Below are 18,120 nucleotides of genomic sequence, written 5' to 3'. Positions count from 1 at the left end.
CAGTAAACGGAGGCCGGAGCGTTACGAACCGGACCTGCGCAAAACCGCACCGGGGTTCATGATGCCCACCGGGTCCAGCGCCGACTTGACCGCGCGCATGGCCGACAGTTTGACCGGATCGCCATAGCGTTCCAGATCGTCGACCTTGAGCCGCCCGATCCCGTGCTCGGCGCTGACCGATCCGCCCATCCGGTCGACCAGATCATGAACCGCGCGTTTGATTGCGTCGTGATCCTTCGCATGGTCGTCCCGGCTTTGCCCTTTGGCCGGAAACACGTTGTAATGCAGGTTTCCATCGCCAAGATGGCCGAAACAGTTGATGCGAAACGTGCCGAGCCCGGCAAGGACCCTGGCTCCCTTTTCGATGAAATCGGGAATCGCGCCCAAGGGCACCGAGATGTCGTGCGAACTGATCGAACCGATCCGGCGGTTTGCCTCGGGGATCTGTTCGCGCACCTCCCAGAACGCGTGCCGCTGCGCCTCGTTCTGGGCGATCATGCCGTCGCTGACCAGACCGGCCTCGAAGGCCTCGGCAAACAGGGTTTCCAGCGCTTCGGCCGGATCGAGCCCACGCGCCAGCCCCACGTCGATCAGCACGAACCAGTCTGGCGGGGTATCGAATGGCTGGCGCAGGTCGGGCAATGTTTCGGACAGGAAATCCAGCCCCATGCGGTGCATCAGTTCGAACGCGCTCACGCCTTCGCCCATGTGATCGCGCGCCATCGCCAGAAGTTTCAGCGCCGCTGCAGGACTGTCCACCGCCATGAGCGCCGTGCCTTCCCCGGCGGGGCGCGGCACGAGGCGCAGGGTGGCGGCTGTGATGACGCCAAGGGTGCCTTCGGCACCGATCAGAAGGTCGCGCAGATCGTAGCCGGTGTTGTCCTTGCGCAGCCGTTTCAGCCCGTGCCAGATGCGCCCGTCCGGCAGCACCGCCTCCAGACCCAGACAGAGTTCGCGCGCATTGCCATAGCGCAGCACGTTGACCCCGCCCGCGTTGGTCGAGAGCAGCCCACCGATCCGCGCACTGCCCTTGGACGCGATGCTGAGCGGATAGAGCCGGTTCACGGCCTCGGCGGCATCGTGCACGTCCTGCAGGATAGCCCCCGCCTCGACGATCATCAGGTTTTCGTCGGGATAGACCGCGCGCACCGCTGTCATCCTCTCGAGGCTGAGCACGACAGGCGCAGGCCCCTCGGCGCAGATCTGCCCGCCCACCAGCCCGGTACCGCCGCCATAGGGCACGACGGGCACACGCGCTGCCAGTGCCTCGCGGATCACGGTGGCGACCTGTTCGACGCTGTCCGGCGCCACGACGATCCCGGCCTGCCCGGCCCAACGGCCGCGCGGCTCTTCCAGGTAATGCGGTGCCGTTTCGCGCAAGGCGGCGGCTGGCAGGGCCGCGCGGAGGCGGTCGATGAATTCGGGCGTCACAGGGGTCAGGTCCATACCCAAGTGCTAGCATGCCCTGCGGTACGGTCCAGCCCTTCTTTGAGCGCGGGCGGGCACGCCCCTATTGCGCCTCCCGCAGAAGCGCGGGGCGCAGCACCATGATCGTCGGGCGCTCCGGCAGGCTGCGCAGCGATACGGTGAGTTCCGACGTGCCGGTTTCGACGATCTCGAAATCCCCTTCCATCCCGGCCAGAAAGCGTCCAAGCGACCCATCGGCGAACCAGTGCATCGGAATCACGATCCGGGCTTTCAAACGGCGCAACACGTTCATCATGTTATCCAGCGGCATGGTATACCCGCCGTCGACCGGGGCCATGACGACATCCATACGGCCAAGCGCCGCGTATTGTTCATCGCTGGGTTCATGATGCAAATGCCCCAGATGGCCGATGCACAGGCCCGCAGCCTCGAACACGAAAATCGAATTTCCGTTCGGTTCGCCGCCGCCGTCCCAGCCACGAATATCGGTGGAAACATTGCGCACCACCATACCGCCAAGATCGAGGTAATGCTCGGCTCCTGCGCTGGTGTCCCCCCATCCGCGCAGCACATGGGGAATCGCCGGATCGGGGTTGGCCGTCCAATGGGTGGAATGGGCATGGTTCATCGTCACCACGTCGGGAATGAAATCCACATTGCCGATGAACCCCGTGAAATCGGTCACCGCCGAGAGGCCATCCTCGGTCTGCAACAGAAACGCGGCATGCGAGATATAGCGCAGCCGGACCGAAAATTCAGGCACCGGATCACGAAAGCTGGCCTTGTGCAGGACTTCGACGCCGGGTGTGTTTTGCGCCACGGCGATGCAATGGCTGGGGCGACGGTCCTGCGCGGCGGCGGATGTGGCCAGCAGGCCCATGAACAGGAGTAGTCGAATCATGGCTCAGCACCTCCTTGTCATCACAAGGATAGGGCAATCGGCGATTTTACGTCAGTCTTTGTTGGTGAGCTGGTCAGCCGACACCGGTGCGCCCGCGCCTGTCCATGCGCAACGCGGCATAGAGAACATGGGTGCGCCAGCGGCCATTGATCTGCAAATAGCTTTGCGCGACGCCTTCGTACTTGAAGCCGGATTTCTCCAGCAACCCGCGCGAGGCATGGTTTTCGGGCAGGCAGGCGGCTTCGATCCGGCTCAGGTCAAGGCGTTCAAAGGCATGGTGAACAACCCCAAGGATCGCTTCACGCATGTATCCCTGCCGGGCATGGGGCTCGCCGATCCAGTAGCCCAAGGTGCCCGCCTGTGCCGGGCCGCGCCGGATATTGTCGAGCGTAATCGCCCCCAGCAATACGTTATCCGTCCGGCGGATCAGGAACAATGGCAACGCCGTGCCCTGCGAGATCGACCGCTGCGCCCAGTAAACCCGATTGGAAAATCCCTTGCGCGCCAGATGATCATCCGCCCATGTCGGCTCCCACGGGATCAGGAAATCGGCGCTTTCCTTGCGCAGGGTCGCCCATTCGCGATGATCGTTCAGCAGGGGCTGGCGCAGGGTCAGGCGTTCGGTTTCGATCCGAACTTTCCGGCGCGGCAGGAACATCAGGCGGCGCGCCTGTCCTGTAACGCCGCAAGGGTGGGTGCGGCCTCGACCGGGCCATAAAGGGCCATCGCCGCCGGTGCGGTGCTGATCGTGGTTTCGGCCAGACGCCGGACATCGCCCAGGGTTACCGCATCGATCCTTTCGACCACCTCGTCCAGTGGCGGCACGCGGTTCCATATCTGCAACATGCGCGCCAATCGCTCGGCCCGGTTCGACGGGCTTTCCAGCCCCATCATCAGCCCGGCCTTCATCTGCGCGCGCGCACGCTCGATCTCGTCCACGCGGAAATCGCCTGCGGCACGTTTCATTTCGTCCAGCGTGATCTGCGCCAGATTGGCCATTTCATCGGCCGAGGTGCCGGCATAGATCGTCATCATGCCCGTATCGGCATAGGCCCCGACCTGCGAGAAGATCGTATAGCACAGGCCGCGCTTTTCGCGGATTTCCTGAAACAGACGGGACGACATCGAGCCGCCAAGCGCCGAGGCATAGATTTGCGCGGCGTAGATATCGGGATGGCTGTATTCGGGGCTTTCGAAGGCCAGCGCGAAATGCGCCTGTTCCAGTTCCTTCACCCGGCGGCTTTCCCCCCCGGCAAAGCGCGCGATATCGGGGGTATAAGGTGCCTTGGGGGCCATATCTCCGAACAGCCGCTCGGCGGCCTTGACCAGCGCGTCGTGATCCACGGCCCCCGCAGCGGCCAGAACCATCTGGCCGGGGCCGTAATGTTCATCGACGAAGGCCACAAGATCATCGCGGGAAAATGCCCCCACACGTTCTTCGGGACCGAGAATGGTGCGCCCCAGCGGATGATCGGGATAGGCCTTTTCCTGCAGCCAGTCGAAAATGATGTCATCGGGCGTATCCAGCGCCTGACCGATCTCTTGCAGGATCACGCCGCGCTCGATCTCGATCTCACGGCCCTCGAACAGCGGATTGCGCAGGATGTCCGCGATCACGTCCAGCGCCAGCGGCACGTCATCCTTCAAGACCCGCGCGTAATAGGCCGTCACCTCGCGCGAGGTATAGGCGTTGATATAGCCGCCCACATCCTCGATTGCCTCGGCGATGGCCAATGCGCTGCGTGTCCTGGTGCCCTTGAACGCCATGTGTTCGAGGAAATGCGCGATGCCGTTCTGCGCGGCGCGTTCGTGCCGCGCGCCTGCGTTGACCCAGATACCGATGGCTGCGGATTGCAGGCCCGGCATGGCCTCGGTCACGATGCGAAACCCGTTGTCGAGCGTAGTCAGATTGACGGTCAATGCCCGGTCCGTTCCTTTATGAGTGCTTCAATCGCGCCCAGATCGTTATCGACTCGGCTGACGCGTTCCGACCGCTCATACAGGTCCGACATGCGTTCGGGCAAGGGGGGATGCACATTGCTGGCCTCTTCCACCGCTGCGGGGAACTTGGCCGGGTGGGCGGTGGCCAGCGTGATCATCGGGGTGCCGGAAACGCGCGCCTCGTTCGCAACCTTGACGCCCACGGCGCTGTGCGGGCACAGCAACTCGCCCGAGGCGGCCCATGTATCGCGGATGGTGGCGCGGGTTTCGTCCTCGTCGCAACGGCCGCTGTCGAAGGTCTCGCGCAGCGCCTGCAAGGCCCCCTGGCTGACACTGAACCCGCCTGCCTTCAGCTCGTCCATCAGTTGCGCCACGGCGTTGCCATCCTGCCCGTAGGCGTAATACAGCGCGCGTTCGAAATTGGAACTGACCTGAATGTCCATCGACGGGCTGATCGAGGGGATCACGCCATCGGGTTTGTATTCGCTGCTCGTCAGGCAGCGGTGCAGAATATCGTTCTGATTGGTGGCCACCACCAGCCGGTCGATGGGCAGGCCCATCCGCTTGGCGATGTAACCGGCGAAAATATCGCCGAAATTGCCGGTCGGCACGGTAAAGCTGACCTTGCGCTGCGGTGCGCCAAGGCTGACCGCCGAGGTGAAGTAATAGACCACCTGCGCCAACACCCGCGCCCAGTTGATCGAGTTGACACCTGCCAACCCCACCGCATCGCGGAAGGCGAAATCGTTGAACATGTCCTTCACGCGGGCCTGGCAATCGTCGAAATGCCCGTCCATTGCCAGCGCATGCACATTGTCTTCGGTCGGGGTGGTCATCTGGCGGCGCTGCACTTCGGAGACGCGGCCATGCGGAAACAGGATGAACACATCCACCGCATCCAGCCCCCGGAACGCCTCGATCGCGGCGCTGCCGGTATCGCCGCTCGTCGCACCGACGATGCACACCCGCTGACCGTTGCGTTTCAGCGCGGCCTCGAAGAGCTGGCCGATCAGTTGCATGGCAAAGTCCTTGAACGCCAGCGTCGGGCCGTGGAACAGTTCCAGCAGAAAATGCCCACTGTCCAGTTGCACCAGCGGCGCGCGGGCGGCATGGCCGAACCCGGCATAGGCGCGTGCGATGATGTCCTGAAATTCCTGATCGGTGAAGGCATCGCCGATGAACGGGCGCATCACGCGAAACGCCACCTCTTCATAACTCAGCCCCTCGAGCGCGGCGATGTCGCCCGCGCTCATCTGCGGAATGCTTTCGGGCAGGTACAGCCCGCCATCGCGCGCAAGCCCGGTCAGCATCGCCTCTTCAAAGCTGAGAACGGGCGCCTGCCCGCGGGTCGAGATATATTTCATGTGCCTTCGCCTTTGGCTGACTGGCGCATCCGCCAGAGAAAATAACCGGTCATCGCCGCCCAGACCGCGGCCAGCGAAAACCATGTGATCGCATATTCCAGATGATCGTTCGCAATAGTGCCGGTGTCCACGGGCAGCGGCATCAACGGATCGTCGGGAAACGACGCGTCGCGCATGACCACCAGAAGCGGCTCGGCATCCAACACCCCGGCCATCTGATCCAGATCGCGGGCAAACCACGTATTGTCCGCCACGTCGTTGTCGGGGGTCGAACTGTTACGGTCGTCCGGCCAATGCAGGTTGCCCATAACCGTCACATCGCCCTGTGGCGGGGCGGGAATGTCGCGGCCCACCTTGATGAAACCGCGATCCAGCAGAATGCGCCGATCACCCGTGTCCAGCGCCGAAATCACCCGATAGCCCGCACCGACCTGTTTCTGGCTGACCAGCACGCGCAAGGCCTGATCGCCCACCTGCCCCGTCACCTGCACCGGCAGGTAACGATCCCCCTCGGGATCGGGCGCAGCAGGCAGTTCCACGGGATCTGCAGCGATACGCGCCTCGATATCGGCCAGGACGCCCTCTTTCCACGCCAGCCGTTGCATCTGCCAGACGCCCAGCCCCACCAGCACCGCGATGCCGGCAATGCCGAAGATCAGGGGAACGATATAGCGTGCCAAGTCGGGCTCCGTTCAAAAGGAAAAGCGCGCGAAACCCGCGCGCTTTGCTTTCTTGCGTTTTGTGGCCGGGTTTTCAACCCACGTTCAGCCGCCCCAGATGTAAACTGCGGCGAACAGGAACAGCCAGACCACGTCGACGAAGTGCCAGTACCATGCCGCCGCCTCGAACCCGATGTGGTTTTCCGGGGTGAAATGGCCGCGCATCACGCGCATCAGGCAGACGAACAGGAAGATCGTCCCGATGACCACATGCGCGCCGTGGAAACCCGTGGCCATGAAGAAGTTCGCGCCATAGATATTGCCCGAGAACCCGAACGCCGCGTGGCTGTATTCATAGACCTGGAAAAGGGTGAACAGCGCACCAAGGGCAATGGCGATCGTCAGGCCGGTCTTCATGTCCTTGCGGTTGTTCTCATGCACCAGAGCATGGTGTGCCCATGTCGCCGCCGCACCCGAGCAAAGCAGGATCAGCGTGTTGATCAGCGGCAGGTGCCACGGGTCGAAGGTTTCGATCCCCACCGGAGGCCACTGCCCGTCCACCGCGGGGCTTTCCGGCCCCATCGGGTACATGGCGTGCTTGAAGAAGCTCCAGAACCACGCGGCAAAGAACATCACCTCGGACATGATGAACATCATGAAGCCATAGCGCAGGCCGATGCGGACAACCGGGGTGTGATCGCCCGCCTGGTTTTCGGCCACGGTGTCCGACCACCAGCCGAACATGACATAGAGTACGCCAACAAGGCCGATCAGGAACACCCAGGGCTGATTGCTTTCCGCTTGCGGCGAAATCATCAGCACCGCGCCAAACAGCATGACGAACGCCGCCAATGCGCCGAGCAACGGCCAGATTGAGGGGTTCAGAATGTGATAATCGTGGTTCTTTTCGTGTGCCATCTTGGTCTTTATCCCTCGTGGAAGGCTCAGTTCAGAGTGTTATCGGTTTCATCGCCCCGATCAAGAGCGGCCTGCTCTTCCTCGGGCATGTCGATTTCGTAGAATGTATAGGACAGCGTGATCGTGTGAACGTATTTGGCGTCCCTGTCGGTGACGATCTCGGGGTCGACATAGAATGTGACCGGCATCTCGACCCGCTCGCCGGGTTGCAGGATTTGCTCGGTAAAGCAGAAGCAGTCGATCTTGGTGAAGAATCCGCCCGCCTCGAACGGGGTCACGTTATAACTGGACTGCCCGGCAATCGGGTGGTCTGTCGGGTTGTAGGCCTCATAAAAGGCCAGTCCGGTTTCGCCGATCTTCAACTCCATCTCGCGCTGCATGGGCTTGAACGTCCACGGAAAGCCGCGTGCCTTGCTGGCGTCGAAACGGATCTTGATGGTTTTATCCAGAATTTCGTCCGATCCGGCGGTTGCAACGCTGGTTTCGCCACCGAACCCGGTGACCCGGCAGAACCAGTCATACAAGGGCACAGACGCCCAGGCGAGGCCGCCCATAAGCAGCACGACGCCCACAAGGCGCACCACCACTTTGGAATTTGCGTCCATCGCCATCAGTCCTGCACCTCGTTTTGCGGCTTCATGGTAAAGCCTTCGACACCGACCTTGACCACCGTCAGGCCGAACACCAGCGCCACAAACGCGGCCAGTACCAGACCAAGGCCCAGATTGCGGCTGAAGCGGCGCTTGTGCAGGTCATGCTGGTCACGAAAGCTCATGCTCACCAGCCTCCCAGCCCGAAGGGCACCAGCGACGCCTCGAGCGCGATGGCCACGAAATGGGCGAACAGGTAGTAAAGCGACAGGCGGAAAAACTTCTTCTCCACCGCATAGTTGTCATCCTCGGCCATGCCTTCGTCACGCCGCCAGATGCGCAGCGCGCCGATCACGAAGGCCGCGTTCAGGACAATGGCCACCGTCAGGTAAATCGGCCCGCCGACCGAGGTGAACGCCGTGGCGATGGCCAGACCGGCCAGAAGCAGTGTGTAAACAAGGATATGAATACGGGTCGCGCGGCGGCCATGCGTGACCGTCAGCATCGGCACGCCCGCCTCGTCATAGTCCGAGCGCATGAACAGCGCCAGCGCCCAGAAATGCGGTGGCGTCCACATGAAGATCAGGGCGAACATCAGGATCGATTCGATGCTGATCGTTCCGGTCGCGGCGGCCCAGCCGATCATCGGGGGGAACGCCCCTGCGGCACCGCCGATCACGATATTCTGCGGCGTCCACCGCTTGAGCCACATCGAATAGATCACGACGTAGAAGAAGATCGTGAAGGCCAGCAGGCCAGCAGCCAGCAGGTTCGTCGCCAGCCCCAGCATGACAACGGCAAAGCCCGCCAGCGTGATCCCAAACGCAAACGCCTCGTCCTCGCTGACCTTGCCGGCGGGGATGGGGCGTTTGCGGGTGCGCTTCATCACCCGGTCGATATCCGCATCCCACCACATGTTCAGCGCGCCCGAGGCACCGCCGCCCACGGCAATGAACAGGATCGCCGCAAAACCCACAAGCGGATGCACCCCCACCGGGGCGGCCAGAAGGCCGACAAAAGCGGTAAACACGACCAGCGTCATTACACGCGGCTTGAGCAGGGCAAAATAATCGCCGAACTCGGCGTCGCCTTGCTGCGTGCTGGCTGTATTCAGGCTTGCGTCGCTCATCGTGTTCTCCGTAGGGGCCGAAACGCCGCGATGAGGTCATCGCGGAGGCGGCGGGCGGGCACGCCGCAGCGCACCCGCGTCAAATCAGTTGGCCGAGGCCACCTGCACACTTTGCGGCGTACCGGCGTATTCGTCGATCGCGCCTTTCAGCCAGAGATCGTATTCCTCCTGGCTGACGACTTTGACCGTGATCGGCATATAGGCGTGGTCCTTGCCGCAGAGTTCACTGCACTGGCCGAAATAAACGCCTTCCTTCTCGGCCTTGAACCACAGTTCGGCCAGACGGCCCGGCACCGCGTCCTGCTTCACGCCGAAGGCGGGGATCGTCCAGCTGTGGATCACGTCCGCGCCGGTAACCTGCATGACCACGGTCTTGTCCACCGGCACGACAACGGCGGTGTTGGTTGCCAGCAGGTATTCATCCTGGCTGTAGCCGTATTCCTCGAGTTCGTCGCGCGCCAGCAGGAAGCTGTCGAAGGCGAATTCGTGATCGGTGTATTCATAACCCCAGTACCACTGATAGCCGGTCACCTTGATGTTGATGTCGCCCTCGGGGATTTCCTGCTGCTTGAACAGAACCGGCAGCGAGAACGCACCGATGAACACCAGGATCACGATCGGAACGATTGTCCACGCCACTTCCAGCGGCTGGTTGTGGGTAAAGCTGGCCGATTCCGGGTTCGACTTCCTGTTGTAGCGAAGGATCACGATCAACAGCAGGGCACAGACGAAAATGACGATTGCCGTGATGATCACGAGGATCATGCCATCCAGCCACTGAAGGTCGCGCGCCAGTTCGGTCGCTGCCGGTTGGAACCCGGTGCCGCCCTGCTTGGGCCGGCCGATGATCTCAAGCCCCTCCTGCGCACGTGCAGGGAGGGCAGAAAAGGCGGCCAGTACGGCCAGAAGGCTGGAAAGAAGTCGCATTTTACACCCTGATCGGTTGAAGCGGTATCTGTTTTGGACACGAAATTCCCCGCATACGGCGGAATCCCGTTGTTTCATCGCAGGTAGAAACCATATTCTGAGCAACCAGACAAGAAAGACACTGCGGCAAACGGACGCTTTTTTTGATTTAGATCAAAATTCCGTGTCGCACCCCTAGCAAGGACGCCCCTTTATGACCGACACCGCCGCCTTTCGCCCGTTCGAAACGATGCTCGACCGCGACACAGCCCTGCGCCGCCTGTCCGAGGCGACCGCAGGTGCAGATGACGGAGAGCTGTTTCTCGAACGCCGCCAGTCCGAGGCGCTGGTGTTCGACGATGGCCGGGTCAAGACCGCCTCCTTCGATGCGGCGCAGGGATTCGGCCTGCGCGCCGTGCGTGGCGAGGTGTCGGGCTATGCCCATTCCTCGGAGATTTCCGAACCCGCGCTGACCCGCGCCGTTGAAACCGCGCGCCTGGCCGTGGGCGACGGTGGCGGCACGATGGCCCCGCCCCCTCCACGCACCAACCGGCACCTTTATACGGATGCCGATCCCATCGCCGGGGCGGAATTCCCGGTCAAGCTGGAAACCCTGCGCGAGATCGACGATTTCGCCCGCAGCCTCGACCCCCGCGTGGTGCAGGTCACGGCCACGCTGGCCGCCTCGCATCAGGAGGTGGTGATTCTGCGCCCCGATGGCACCGAGGTCTCCGACTCGCGGCCCATGACCCGGCTGAACGTATCGGTCATCGTCGATCAGGACGGGCGGCGCGAATCCGGCACCGCTGGCGGCGGCGGGCGGATCGGGCTGGATGGGCTGATCGACCCCGCCGACTGGCAGGCCAAAGCGCACGAGGCGCTGCGCATCGCGCTGGTCAACCTGCGCGCCGAACCGGCCCCGGCGGGTGTGATGGATGTGGTGCTTGGCCCCGGCTGGCCCGGTATCCTGCTGCACGAGGCCATTGGCCACGGGCTGGAAGGCGATTTCAACCGCAAGGGCAGTTCCGCCTTTGCCGGGCTCATGGGCCAGCGCATCGCGGCCCCCGGCGTGACCGTGCTGGACGATGGCACCATCCCCGACCGGCGCGGGTCGATCACCGTGGATGACGAAGGCACCCCAAGCGGCAAGAACGTCCTGATCGAGGACGGCATCCTTGTCGCCTATATGCAGGATCGCCAGAATGCCCGCCTCATGGGCGTCGATCCAACCGGCAATGGCCGCCGCGAAAGCTATGCACATGCGCCGATGCCGCGCATGACCAACACCTACATGCTGGGCGGCGATTCCGACCCTGCCGATATCGTGGCCGATCTGAAGGACGGGATTTATGCCGTGGGCTTTGGCGGCGGACAGGTGGACATCACCAACGGCAAGTTCGTGTTTTCCTGCACCGAGGCTTACCGCGTGCAAAACGGCAAGGTCGGCGCGCCGGTCAAGGGTGCCACGTTGATCGGCGACGGGGCCACCGCACTGCAACAGATCCGTGCGCTCGGCAACGACATGGCACTTGATCCCGGCATGGGCAATTGCGGCAAGGCGGGCCAATGGGTGCCGGTTGGCGTGGGCCAGCCCACGGTGATGATCGGCGGGCTGACGGTGGGCGGCTCGGCGGCCGGGTAACGAAAGCCCCTGGAAAACGGCTTGATCACAGCAGGGCTTCTCTTCTCCCCCACCACGCCGAGAGGAAGAGAAGCCCTGAGACCAAACGGCCCTCAAATGTGATCGAGGGGCAGTTCTGTCGTGTCCTTTATCTCTTCCATGACAAAACTCGCCGATATGTCGGCGACCTCTACCTTGCGGATGAGTCGCTGATAAAATTCGTCATACTCTCGGACGCTCGCGACCCGCACTTTCAGGAGATAGTCAAGCTCACCGCTGGTTCTCCAGACACCCTGAATTTCCGGCATATCCCGCACGGCGCGCGTGAACGTATCCAACCAATCCGGGTCATGACGATCTGTTCGCACGGCGACAAAGACGCTTACCTCAAGACCAAGAGCGGCCGGATCGACGAGCGCGACCCTAGCCGTTATGATCCGCGCCTCCTCAAGCCTCCGCACACGCCGCCAGCACGCATTGCGAGACAACCCGACCCGAGCCCCGAGGTCCTCCACCCCGACCGAAGCGTCGCGTTGCAGTTCGCGCAAGATTTTTCGATCAAACCGGTCAATTTCCACTCAAATCCCCCAAGTGTGAGAAGTTTTCTCACTATATAGACCAGAAGAAGAAAATTTGGGAAAAATTTACAATCACTTTGTGGCATTCATCCCTTTACACAACATCAACTCCGGGGTCATCCATGATTGCAATCGTGAAATCCGCCTTCCTGAGCCACCCTCACTCCGTCAACGAAAGCTATATGCAGCATATGGCGTTCGCCTTCCGCTTCGCCGTGACGTTGCTTCTTGCCGCTCTTGCTGCCCTTGTTCATGCGATACTGCCGTTTCTGTTCGAGAAAACCGCAAGCCGGATGATCGCCGAGATGTATGCGCGCACCCAAAACAGGGGGGCGTGACAAGGCGGGCCGCCGCACGAATTTACCTGTCGGTAATGAGCAGACGAATGCGCCACGCTTCTTTCGGGGCTCCGGCCATCTGGTCAGTCATGATCTCACCCCAAACGGATCAGCCTGTCGCGCAAACCCTTCCCATTTCGCAACCCCATCGCGCGCTCGGGTCACGACTCACCTGTCCGGTGTCGTGACCGACATCGGCACTGACACGATACCGACGTGATACCGATGCAATACCGACCCCTCCCGAAAACCGGGAGAAAAATAATTAATACTATAAATCAATAATATACGTGAATTCCCCCAAAAACACACGACTCGCCCGCCGCAGGTTTACCCGGCATTAACCACCCGGCCCGATAGTGATCGTGCAGCACGGCGAGGTCACGATGTCCGAGGATACACATCCTTCCACTCACCCCCCACTCCCACCCACCACGGAAGATGATCGGGTATCGTGGCTTCGCCTGTTGCGCTCACGCCGGGTTGGCCCCTCCACCTTCTACCGGCTGATGGGCGAACACGGATCGGCCCGCGCCGCGCTTGACGCGCTGCCAGAGGTCGCACGTGCCGCCGGGGTCGAGGATTACAGCCCCTGCCCCGAAGGTGTGGCACATGCCGAACTGAAAGCCGCCCGCGCCGTTGGCGCGCACATGATCTGTGTCGGCAGCGATACATACCCCGCTGATCTGCAACAGATTTCCGATGCACCGCCCATCCTTTGGGCTATCGGCGATCTGTCGGTGCTCACCCGCCCGATGATCGCCCTCGTGGGCGCGCGCAACGCCTCGTCGCTTGGCTTGCGCATGGCCAAGGGTCTCGCCGCCGATCTGGCCGGGCATGGCCATGTAATCGTATCGGGGCTGGCCCGCGGCATAGATACGGCGGCCCATTCCGCCACGCTGGACAGCGGCACCATCGCCGTCATGGCCGGCGGGGTGGACGTGATGTACCCGGCGGAAAATGCCCGTTTGGCCGAAGACATCGCCAGGACCGGGCTGCGCCTGTCGGAGCAGCCCATGGGAACGGTCCCGCAGGCACGCCATTTTCCTCGGCGGAACAGAATCATAAGCGGCCTCTCCCAAGCGGTCGTGGTAGTCGAGGCCGCTGCAAAATCCGGCTCGCTCATCACAGCACGCACCGCGCTCGACCAGGGGCGCGAGGTTCTGGCCGTTCCCGGCCACCCCTTCGATGCCCGCGCCGCCGGATGCAATATGCTGATCCGCGACGGGGCCACGCTGGTGCGTAAGGCCGAGGACGTGATCGAAGCGCTGCCGGATCGCAACGCCGCACAGACGGCACCTGAAACACAACAGGAAATGCCGCTTCGGCCACCGAACGCTCCCGCGCCCGACAAACGCAGCCTGCGTGAAACCGCAGCCCTGCACAGCCAGATTCTGAACCGTCTCGGTCCCTCGCCCTTGGCCGAGGATCAACTGATCCGTGACCTCCAGGCCCCGGCCAATGCGGTAACCCCGGCCCTGACCGATCTCGAACTGGATGGCCGCATCCGGCGGCAGCCCGGCGGTTTGCTGTCGCTGGCCTGATCGCCCCATACCTGCGCTCCTTTTCCGCTCCGCGGACCAATCACGCCTGTCTCCGAGGGCGCGCGGCACAATGTCCACCACCCCCTTTGATCAGGTGACATTGACAATTCCCCTTGCCACCCCACATGGTCCGCCGCCATAAGTCTCGTCCCGAGTCGAAAGGAGTTTCCATGCCCGTCGTCGTTGTCGAATCCCCGGCTAAGGCCAAGACTATCAACAAATATTTGGGGTCCGACTATACGGTTCTGGCGTCCTATGGGCATGTCCGCGACCTGCCGCCCAAGGACGGCTCGGTCGATCCCGAACACGATTTCGACATGAAATGGGAGGTCGGATACGACTCTCGCAAACACGTCAAGGCCATCGCCGACGCGCTGAAAGACGACCAGACCCTGATCCTCGCCACCGACCCCGATCGCGAGGGCGAGGCGATCAGTTGGCACCTGGAAGAGGCCCTGCGCAAACGCAAGGCCATCAAGAAGGACACCAAGGTCAGCCGCGTGGTGTTCAACGCCATCACGAAATCCGCCGTGACCGAGGCGATGAAAAATCCGCGCGACGTGGACGGGGATCTGGTCGAAGCCTATCTGGCACGGCGTGCTCTCGATTACTTGGTGGGTTTCAATCTGTCACCCGTGCTCTGGCGCAAACTGCCCGGCGCGAAATCGGCGGGTCGGGTGCAATCGGTCTGCCTGCGCCTGATCGTCGAGCGCGAGATGGAGATCGAGGCGTTCAAGCCTCGCGAATACTGGTCGGTCAAGGCATTGCTGGCCACGCCCCGCGGCCAGGAGTTCGAGGCACGCCTGACAATTCTGGCCGGCAAGAAGCTGGACAAATACGATATCGAAAACGGTACGCAGGCCGAACTGGCCGTGCAGGCCATCCATAGCCGCGATCTGAGCGTGCTGTCGGTCGAAGCCAAGCCGACTTCGCGCAACCCGGCCCCGCCTTTCATGACGTCGACCCTGCAGCAAGAGGCCAGCCGCAAGTTCGGCATGGGCGCCCGTCAGACGATGAGTGCCGCACAACGGCTGTATGAGGCGGGATACATTACTTATATGCGGACCGACGGGATCGACATGGCGCCCGAGGCCGTGATGGCCGCGCGTGACGCGATCAAGGACCGGTTCGGCGAGAATTATGTTCCCAAGTCCCCGCGCATGTACAAGAACAAGGCGAAGAACGCGCAGGAGGCGCACGAGTGTATTCGCCCCACCGACATGACGCGCGATGCCAAGGCGATCAAGACCACCGATGCCGATCAGCGCAAACTCTACGATCTGATCTGGAAACGCACCCTCGCCTGCCAGATGGAAGGCGCACGGATGGAACGCACCACCGTCGACATCGGCAGTGCCGACGGGCAGGTGGGCCTGCGCGCCACGGGGCAGGTCGTGCTGTTCGACGGCTTTCTCAAAATCTACGAAGAGGGCCGTGACGATCAGGTTGTCGATGACGACGACAAGCGCCTGCCGCAGATTTCCCAAGGCGACAAGGCCGACAAGCGCAGCGTCACGCCCGAACAGCATTTCACCCAGCCTCCGCCCCGCTATACCGAGGCGACGCTGGTCAAGAAAATGGAAGAACTGGGCATCGGTCGCCCCTCGACCTATGCCAGCATCGTCACCACGATTCAGGATCGTGAATATGTCCGGAAGGACAAGAACCGCCTGATCCCCGAAGACAAGGGGCGGATCGTCACGATCTTCCTTCTGAATTTCTTCCGCAAATACGTGGGATATGAATTCACCGCCGACCTCGAAGACGAGCTCGATACCGTCAGCGCGGGCAATCTGGACTATAAGGAAGTGCTCAGCCGGTTCTGGCGCGATTTTTCGGCGGCGATTGCGGAAACCTCCGAATTGCGCATCACAGAGGTGCTGGACGTTCTGGACGATGCGTTGGCCCCCACGCTTTACCCCCCGCGCGAAGATGGCAGCGACCCGCGCGTCTGCCCGCTCTGCGGGGAAGGCAGCCTGCACCTGAAAACCTCACGCACGGGCGGCTTTGTCGGCTGTTCGCGTTATCCCGAATGCCGTTACACCCGGCCCATTGGTGGCGATGCCAACGACGCGGGGGATCGTATCCTTGGCGAGGATGACGGGGAAGAGATCAGCCTGCGTTCGGGCCGGTTCGGTCCCTATGTGCAGCGCGGCGAAGCCACGGAAGAGAACAAGAAACCCCCACGCGCCAGCCTGCCCAAGGGCTGGAACCCGGATGACATGGACCTTGAAAAAGCGCTTACACTGCTGAGCCTGCCGCGCGAAATAGGCCCGCACCCCGACGATGGCGAAATGATCGAGGCCGGGATCGGGCGCTATGGTCCTTATGTCAAACACGGGCGGCTTTATGCCAACCTCAAGGAGGTCGATGACGTCTTCACCATCGGCATGAACCGCGCGGTCGAGGAACTAGCCAAGAAAGCCGCCTCGCGCGGGCAAGGGCGCGCGACGGCCAAACCTCTCAAGGAACTGGGCGACCACCCCGAATCCGGCGGACCGGTCAATGTCATGGACGGGCGCTATGGCCCCTATGTGAAATGGGACAAGATCAACGCGACCCTGCCCAAGGGAACCGAACCGCAAGACGTGACCATGGACATGGCCGTGCAGTTGATTGCCGAAAAAGCCGCGAAAAAAGGCAAGGGCCGCAAGACCACAGCCCGCAAGAAAGCCACCGCCAAGAAATAGGCCAGCCCTACGTAGTAATCCTTATGGACGCTTGCGGGCGGGCCTGATCGTTGACTTTGGCCCGTTCCGCACCCCATACCGTTGCAAACGGTTTATCCAGGAGGGTTATGGAATGAACAAGGTCTATGGTACGGCGGCCGAGGCGCTGGACGGTCTTCTGCACGACGATATGCTGATTGCCGCCGGGGGCTTTGGCCTCTGCGGTATTCCTGAACTGCTGTTGCAGGCAATCAAAGACAGCGGCGTCAAGGATCTGACCTTTGCCTCGAACAACGCAGGTGTTGACGATTTCGGCATCGGCATTCTTCTGCAAAGCCGCCAAGTGAAGAAGATGATGAGTTCGTACGTTGGCGAAAACGCCGAGTTCATGCGTCAGTACCTGTCGGGCGAGTTGGAGCTGGAGTTCAACCCCCAGGGCACCCTGGCCGAGCGCATGCGTGCCGGCGGTGCCGGCATTCCCGGCTTCTACACCAAGACCGGCGTCGGCACGCAGGTTGCCGAGGGCAAGGAACACAAGGATTTCGATGGCGAGACCTATATTCTCGAACGCGGCATCTTTGCCGATCTGTCGATCGTCAAGGCATGGAAGGCTGATACCACCGGCAACTGCATCTTCCGCAAGACCGCCCGCAACTTCAACCCACCGGCGGCGATGTGCGGCAAGATCTGTGTGATGGAAGTGGAAGAGATCGTCGAACCCGGTGAATTGGACCCCGATCACATCCACCTGCCCGGCATCTACGTGCATCGTCTGATCCAGGGCGAACACGAAAAGCGCATCGAGCAACGCACGACGCGCGCAGCCTGATCGCGGCAAGGGCGGGGCATGGCCCCCGCCGGCCTTCCTCAATTTCCCCAAAAGGAGCATGACCATGGCTTGGGACCGCAATGAAATGGCCGCCCGCGCGGCAAAAGAACTGGAAGACGGCACATATGTGAACCTCGGGATCGGTATCCCGACGCTGGTGCCGAACTTCATCCCCGAAGGCGTTCACGTGACGCTGCAATCCGAAAACGGGATGCTGGGCATGGGCCCCTTCCCCGTCGAAGGGACCGAAGACCCCGACCTGATCAATGCCGGCAAGCAAACCATCACCGAACTGCCGCATACCAGCTATTTCGACAGCGCCACCAGCTTTGGCATGATCCGGGGCGGCAAGATCGCCATGGCGATCCTCGGCGCGATGGAAGTCGCGGAAAACGGCGATCTGGCGAACTGGATGATCCCCGGCAAGCTGGTCAAGGGCATGGGCGGCGCGATGGACCTTGTTGCAGGCGTCGGTCGCGTGATCGTGGTGATGGATCACACCAACAAGCACGGCGACAGCAAGGTGCTGAAGGAATGCACCTTGCCGCTGACGGGGACGGGTGTTGTCAACCGGATCATCACCAATCTCGGCGTTCTGGATGTCGTCGAAGGCGGGTTGAAGATCGTCGAATGCGCCCCCGGCGTCACCGAGGAAGACCTGCGCGCGGCGACCGAGGCAACCATCGTCTGACCTTGGACAACAAA

Annotated in this window: 18 protein-coding genes; 6 read left to right on the top strand and 12 right to left on the bottom strand. The window is 62.1% G+C overall.

Annotation, left to right across the window (positions count from 1 at the left end; genetic code table 11):
• Nucleotides 1-21: 21 nt before the first annotated feature.
• The 11 genes from KPG71_RS09985 to coxB all read right to left on the bottom strand — a co-directional run bounded on the left by KPG71_RS09985 (nt 22) and on the right by coxB (nt 9,857).
• Complete coding sequence (locus KPG71_RS09985; RefSeq protein ID WP_216337926.1) at nt 22-1,446, bottom strand: FAD-binding oxidoreductase; 1,425 nt, start codon at nt 1,444-1,446, stop codon at nt 22-24.
• A gap of 64 nt (nt 1,447-1,510) precedes the next feature.
• Nucleotides 1,511-2,329 (bottom strand): MBL fold metallo-hydrolase, encoded by an 819-nt coding sequence (locus KPG71_RS09980; RefSeq protein ID WP_216337925.1) that lies wholly within the window; start codon nt 2,327-2,329, stop codon nt 1,511-1,513.
• Nucleotides 2,330-2,402: 73 nt separating this feature from the next.
• Nucleotides 2,403-2,987 (bottom strand): GNAT family N-acetyltransferase, encoded by a 585-nt coding sequence (locus KPG71_RS09975; RefSeq protein ID WP_188745006.1) that lies wholly within the window; start codon nt 2,985-2,987, stop codon nt 2,403-2,405.
• A complete protein-coding gene (locus KPG71_RS09970; RefSeq protein ID WP_216337924.1) occupies nt 2,987-4,249 on the bottom strand; it encodes a pitrilysin family protein in 1,263 nt (420 codons plus the stop codon). Before KPG71_RS09970 ends, KPG71_RS09975 begins: the two co-directional genes overlap by 1 nt.
• On the bottom strand, nt 4,246-5,634 hold the full coding sequence (thrC, locus tag KPG71_RS09965) for a threonine synthase (protein WP_216337923.1): 1,389 nt from the start codon (nt 5,632-5,634) through the stop codon (nt 4,246-4,248). Before thrC ends, KPG71_RS09970 begins: the two co-directional genes overlap by 4 nt.
• Nucleotides 5,631-6,314 (bottom strand): SURF1 family protein, encoded by a 684-nt coding sequence (locus KPG71_RS09960; protein ID WP_216337922.1) that lies wholly within the window; start codon nt 6,312-6,314, stop codon nt 5,631-5,633. Before KPG71_RS09960 ends, thrC begins: the two co-directional genes overlap by 4 nt.
• 84 nt (nt 6,315-6,398) lie before the next feature.
• A complete protein-coding gene (locus tag KPG71_RS09955; protein WP_216337921.1) occupies nt 6,399-7,211 on the bottom strand; it encodes a cytochrome c oxidase subunit 3 in 813 nt (270 codons plus the stop codon).
• Between the two features lie 26 nt (nt 7,212-7,237).
• Nucleotides 7,238-7,822 carry a cytochrome c oxidase assembly protein gene (locus KPG71_RS09950; protein WP_073035399.1) on the bottom strand — a complete coding sequence of 195 codons (585 nt, stop codon included), beginning with the start codon at nt 7,820-7,822 and terminating at the stop codon, nt 7,238-7,240.
• Nucleotides 7,822-7,986: a hypothetical protein gene (locus KPG71_RS09945; protein ID WP_216337920.1), complete on the bottom strand. Its 165-nt coding sequence runs from the start codon at nt 7,984-7,986 to the stop codon at nt 7,822-7,824. The genes KPG71_RS09950 and KPG71_RS09945 overlap by 1 nt, the downstream gene beginning before the upstream one ends.
• Nucleotides 7,987-7,988: 2 nt before the next feature.
• Nucleotides 7,989-8,930: a heme o synthase gene (gene cyoE / locus KPG71_RS09940; RefSeq protein ID WP_216337919.1), complete on the bottom strand. Its 942-nt coding sequence runs from the start codon at nt 8,928-8,930 to the stop codon at nt 7,989-7,991.
• Between the two features lie 84 nt (nt 8,931-9,014).
• Entirely contained in the window at nt 9,015-9,857 is an 843-nt protein-coding gene (gene coxB, locus KPG71_RS09935; RefSeq protein ID WP_216337918.1) for a cytochrome c oxidase subunit II, read from the bottom strand.
• Nucleotides 9,858-10,050: 193 nt separating this feature from the next.
• Between coxB and tldD the strand changes: the two genes are divergently transcribed.
• Nucleotides 10,051-11,478: a metalloprotease TldD gene (gene tldD / locus KPG71_RS09930; RefSeq protein ID WP_216337917.1), complete on the top strand. Its 1,428-nt coding sequence runs from the start codon at nt 10,051-10,053 to the stop codon at nt 11,476-11,478.
• 92 nt (nt 11,479-11,570) lie between these two features.
• Here tldD and KPG71_RS09925 read toward each other — a convergent pair whose 3' ends face one another.
• Nucleotides 11,571-12,035, bottom strand: coding sequence for an Lrp/AsnC family transcriptional regulator (locus tag KPG71_RS09925; protein WP_216337916.1), 465 nt, complete (start codon nt 12,033-12,035; stop codon nt 11,571-11,573).
• Between the two features lie 122 nt (nt 12,036-12,157).
• Between KPG71_RS09925 and KPG71_RS09920 the strand changes: the two genes are divergently transcribed.
• The 5 genes from KPG71_RS09920 to KPG71_RS09900 all read left to right on the top strand — a co-directional run bounded on the left by KPG71_RS09920 (nt 12,158) and on the right by KPG71_RS09900 (nt 18,106).
• The gene (locus tag KPG71_RS09920) at nt 12,158-12,373 is read left to right on the top strand and encodes a DUF6356 family protein (RefSeq protein WP_216337915.1); all 216 of its coding nucleotides are present in this window, start codon (nt 12,158-12,160) and stop codon (nt 12,371-12,373) included.
• Between the two features lie 386 nt (nt 12,374-12,759).
• Nucleotides 12,760-13,917 (top strand): DNA-processing protein DprA, encoded by a 1,158-nt coding sequence (gene dprA, locus KPG71_RS09915; RefSeq protein WP_216337914.1) that lies wholly within the window; start codon nt 12,760-12,762, stop codon nt 13,915-13,917.
• 170 nt (nt 13,918-14,087) lie between these two features.
• Nucleotides 14,088-16,607, top strand: a complete 2,520-nt coding sequence (gene topA, locus KPG71_RS09910) for a type I DNA topoisomerase (protein ID WP_216337913.1) — start codon at nt 14,088-14,090, stop codon at nt 16,605-16,607.
• Nucleotides 16,608-16,719: 112 nt separating this feature from the next.
• Nucleotides 16,720-17,415 carry a CoA transferase subunit A gene (locus KPG71_RS09905; RefSeq protein WP_216337912.1) on the top strand — a complete coding sequence of 232 codons (696 nt, stop codon included), beginning with the start codon at nt 16,720-16,722 and terminating at the stop codon, nt 17,413-17,415.
• 64 nt (nt 17,416-17,479) lie between these two features.
• Entirely contained in the window at nt 17,480-18,106 is a 627-nt protein-coding gene (locus KPG71_RS09900) for a CoA transferase subunit B (RefSeq protein ID WP_216337911.1), read from the top strand.
• Nucleotides 18,107-18,120: the final 14 nt, after the last annotated feature.

This window comes from Roseovarius sp. PS-C2 (assembly GCF_018862045.1).
GTDB lineage: Bacteria > Pseudomonadota > Alphaproteobacteria > Rhodobacterales > Rhodobacteraceae > Roseovarius.
The sequence above is the reverse complement of the archived record's forward strand: the minus strand, read 5'-3'. Positions and strand labels throughout refer to the sequence as shown.

Excerpts from the sequence above, each read along its gene's own strand:
- KPG71_RS09905 (WP_216337912.1), top strand. The coding sequence starts at position 16,720 with ATGAACAAGGTCTATGGTACGGCGGCCGAGGCGCTGGACGGTCTTCTG.
- cyoE (WP_216337919.1), bottom strand. The coding sequence starts at position 8,930 with ATGAGCGACGCAAGCCTGAATACAGCCAGCACGCAGCAAGGCGACGCC.
- tldD (WP_216337917.1), top strand. The coding sequence starts at position 10,051 with ATGACCGACACCGCCGCCTTTCGCCCGTTCGAAACGATGCTCGACCGC.
- KPG71_RS09975 (WP_188745006.1), bottom strand. The coding sequence starts at position 2,987 with ATGTTCCTGCCGCGCCGGAAAGTTCGGATCGAAACCGAACGCCTGACC.
- KPG71_RS09900 (WP_216337911.1), top strand. The coding sequence starts at position 17,480 with ATGGCTTGGGACCGCAATGAAATGGCCGCCCGCGCGGCAAAAGAACTG.
- KPG71_RS09950 (WP_073035399.1), bottom strand. The coding sequence starts at position 7,822 with ATGGCGATGGACGCAAATTCCAAAGTGGTGGTGCGCCTTGTGGGCGTC.
- KPG71_RS09955 (WP_216337921.1), bottom strand. The coding sequence starts at position 7,211 with ATGGCACACGAAAAGAACCACGATTATCACATTCTGAACCCCTCAATC.
- KPG71_RS09980 (WP_216337925.1), bottom strand. The coding sequence starts at position 2,329 with ATGATTCGACTACTCCTGTTCATGGGCCTGCTGGCCACATCCGCCGCC.
- coxB (WP_216337918.1), bottom strand. The coding sequence starts at position 9,857 with ATGCGACTTCTTTCCAGCCTTCTGGCCGTACTGGCCGCCTTTTCTGCC.
- KPG71_RS09920 (WP_216337915.1), top strand. The coding sequence starts at position 12,158 with ATGATTGCAATCGTGAAATCCGCCTTCCTGAGCCACCCTCACTCCGTC.
- KPG71_RS09985 (WP_216337926.1), bottom strand. The coding sequence starts at position 1,446 with ATGGACCTGACCCCTGTGACGCCCGAATTCATCGACCGCCTCCGCGCG.
- thrC (WP_216337923.1), bottom strand. The coding sequence starts at position 5,634 with ATGAAATATATCTCGACCCGCGGGCAGGCGCCCGTTCTCAGCTTTGAA.
- KPG71_RS09945 (WP_216337920.1), bottom strand. The coding sequence starts at position 7,986 with ATGAGCTTTCGTGACCAGCATGACCTGCACAAGCGCCGCTTCAGCCGC.
- topA (WP_216337913.1), top strand. The coding sequence starts at position 14,088 with ATGCCCGTCGTCGTTGTCGAATCCCCGGCTAAGGCCAAGACTATCAAC.
- dprA (WP_216337914.1), top strand. The coding sequence starts at position 12,760 with ATGTCCGAGGATACACATCCTTCCACTCACCCCCCACTCCCACCCACC.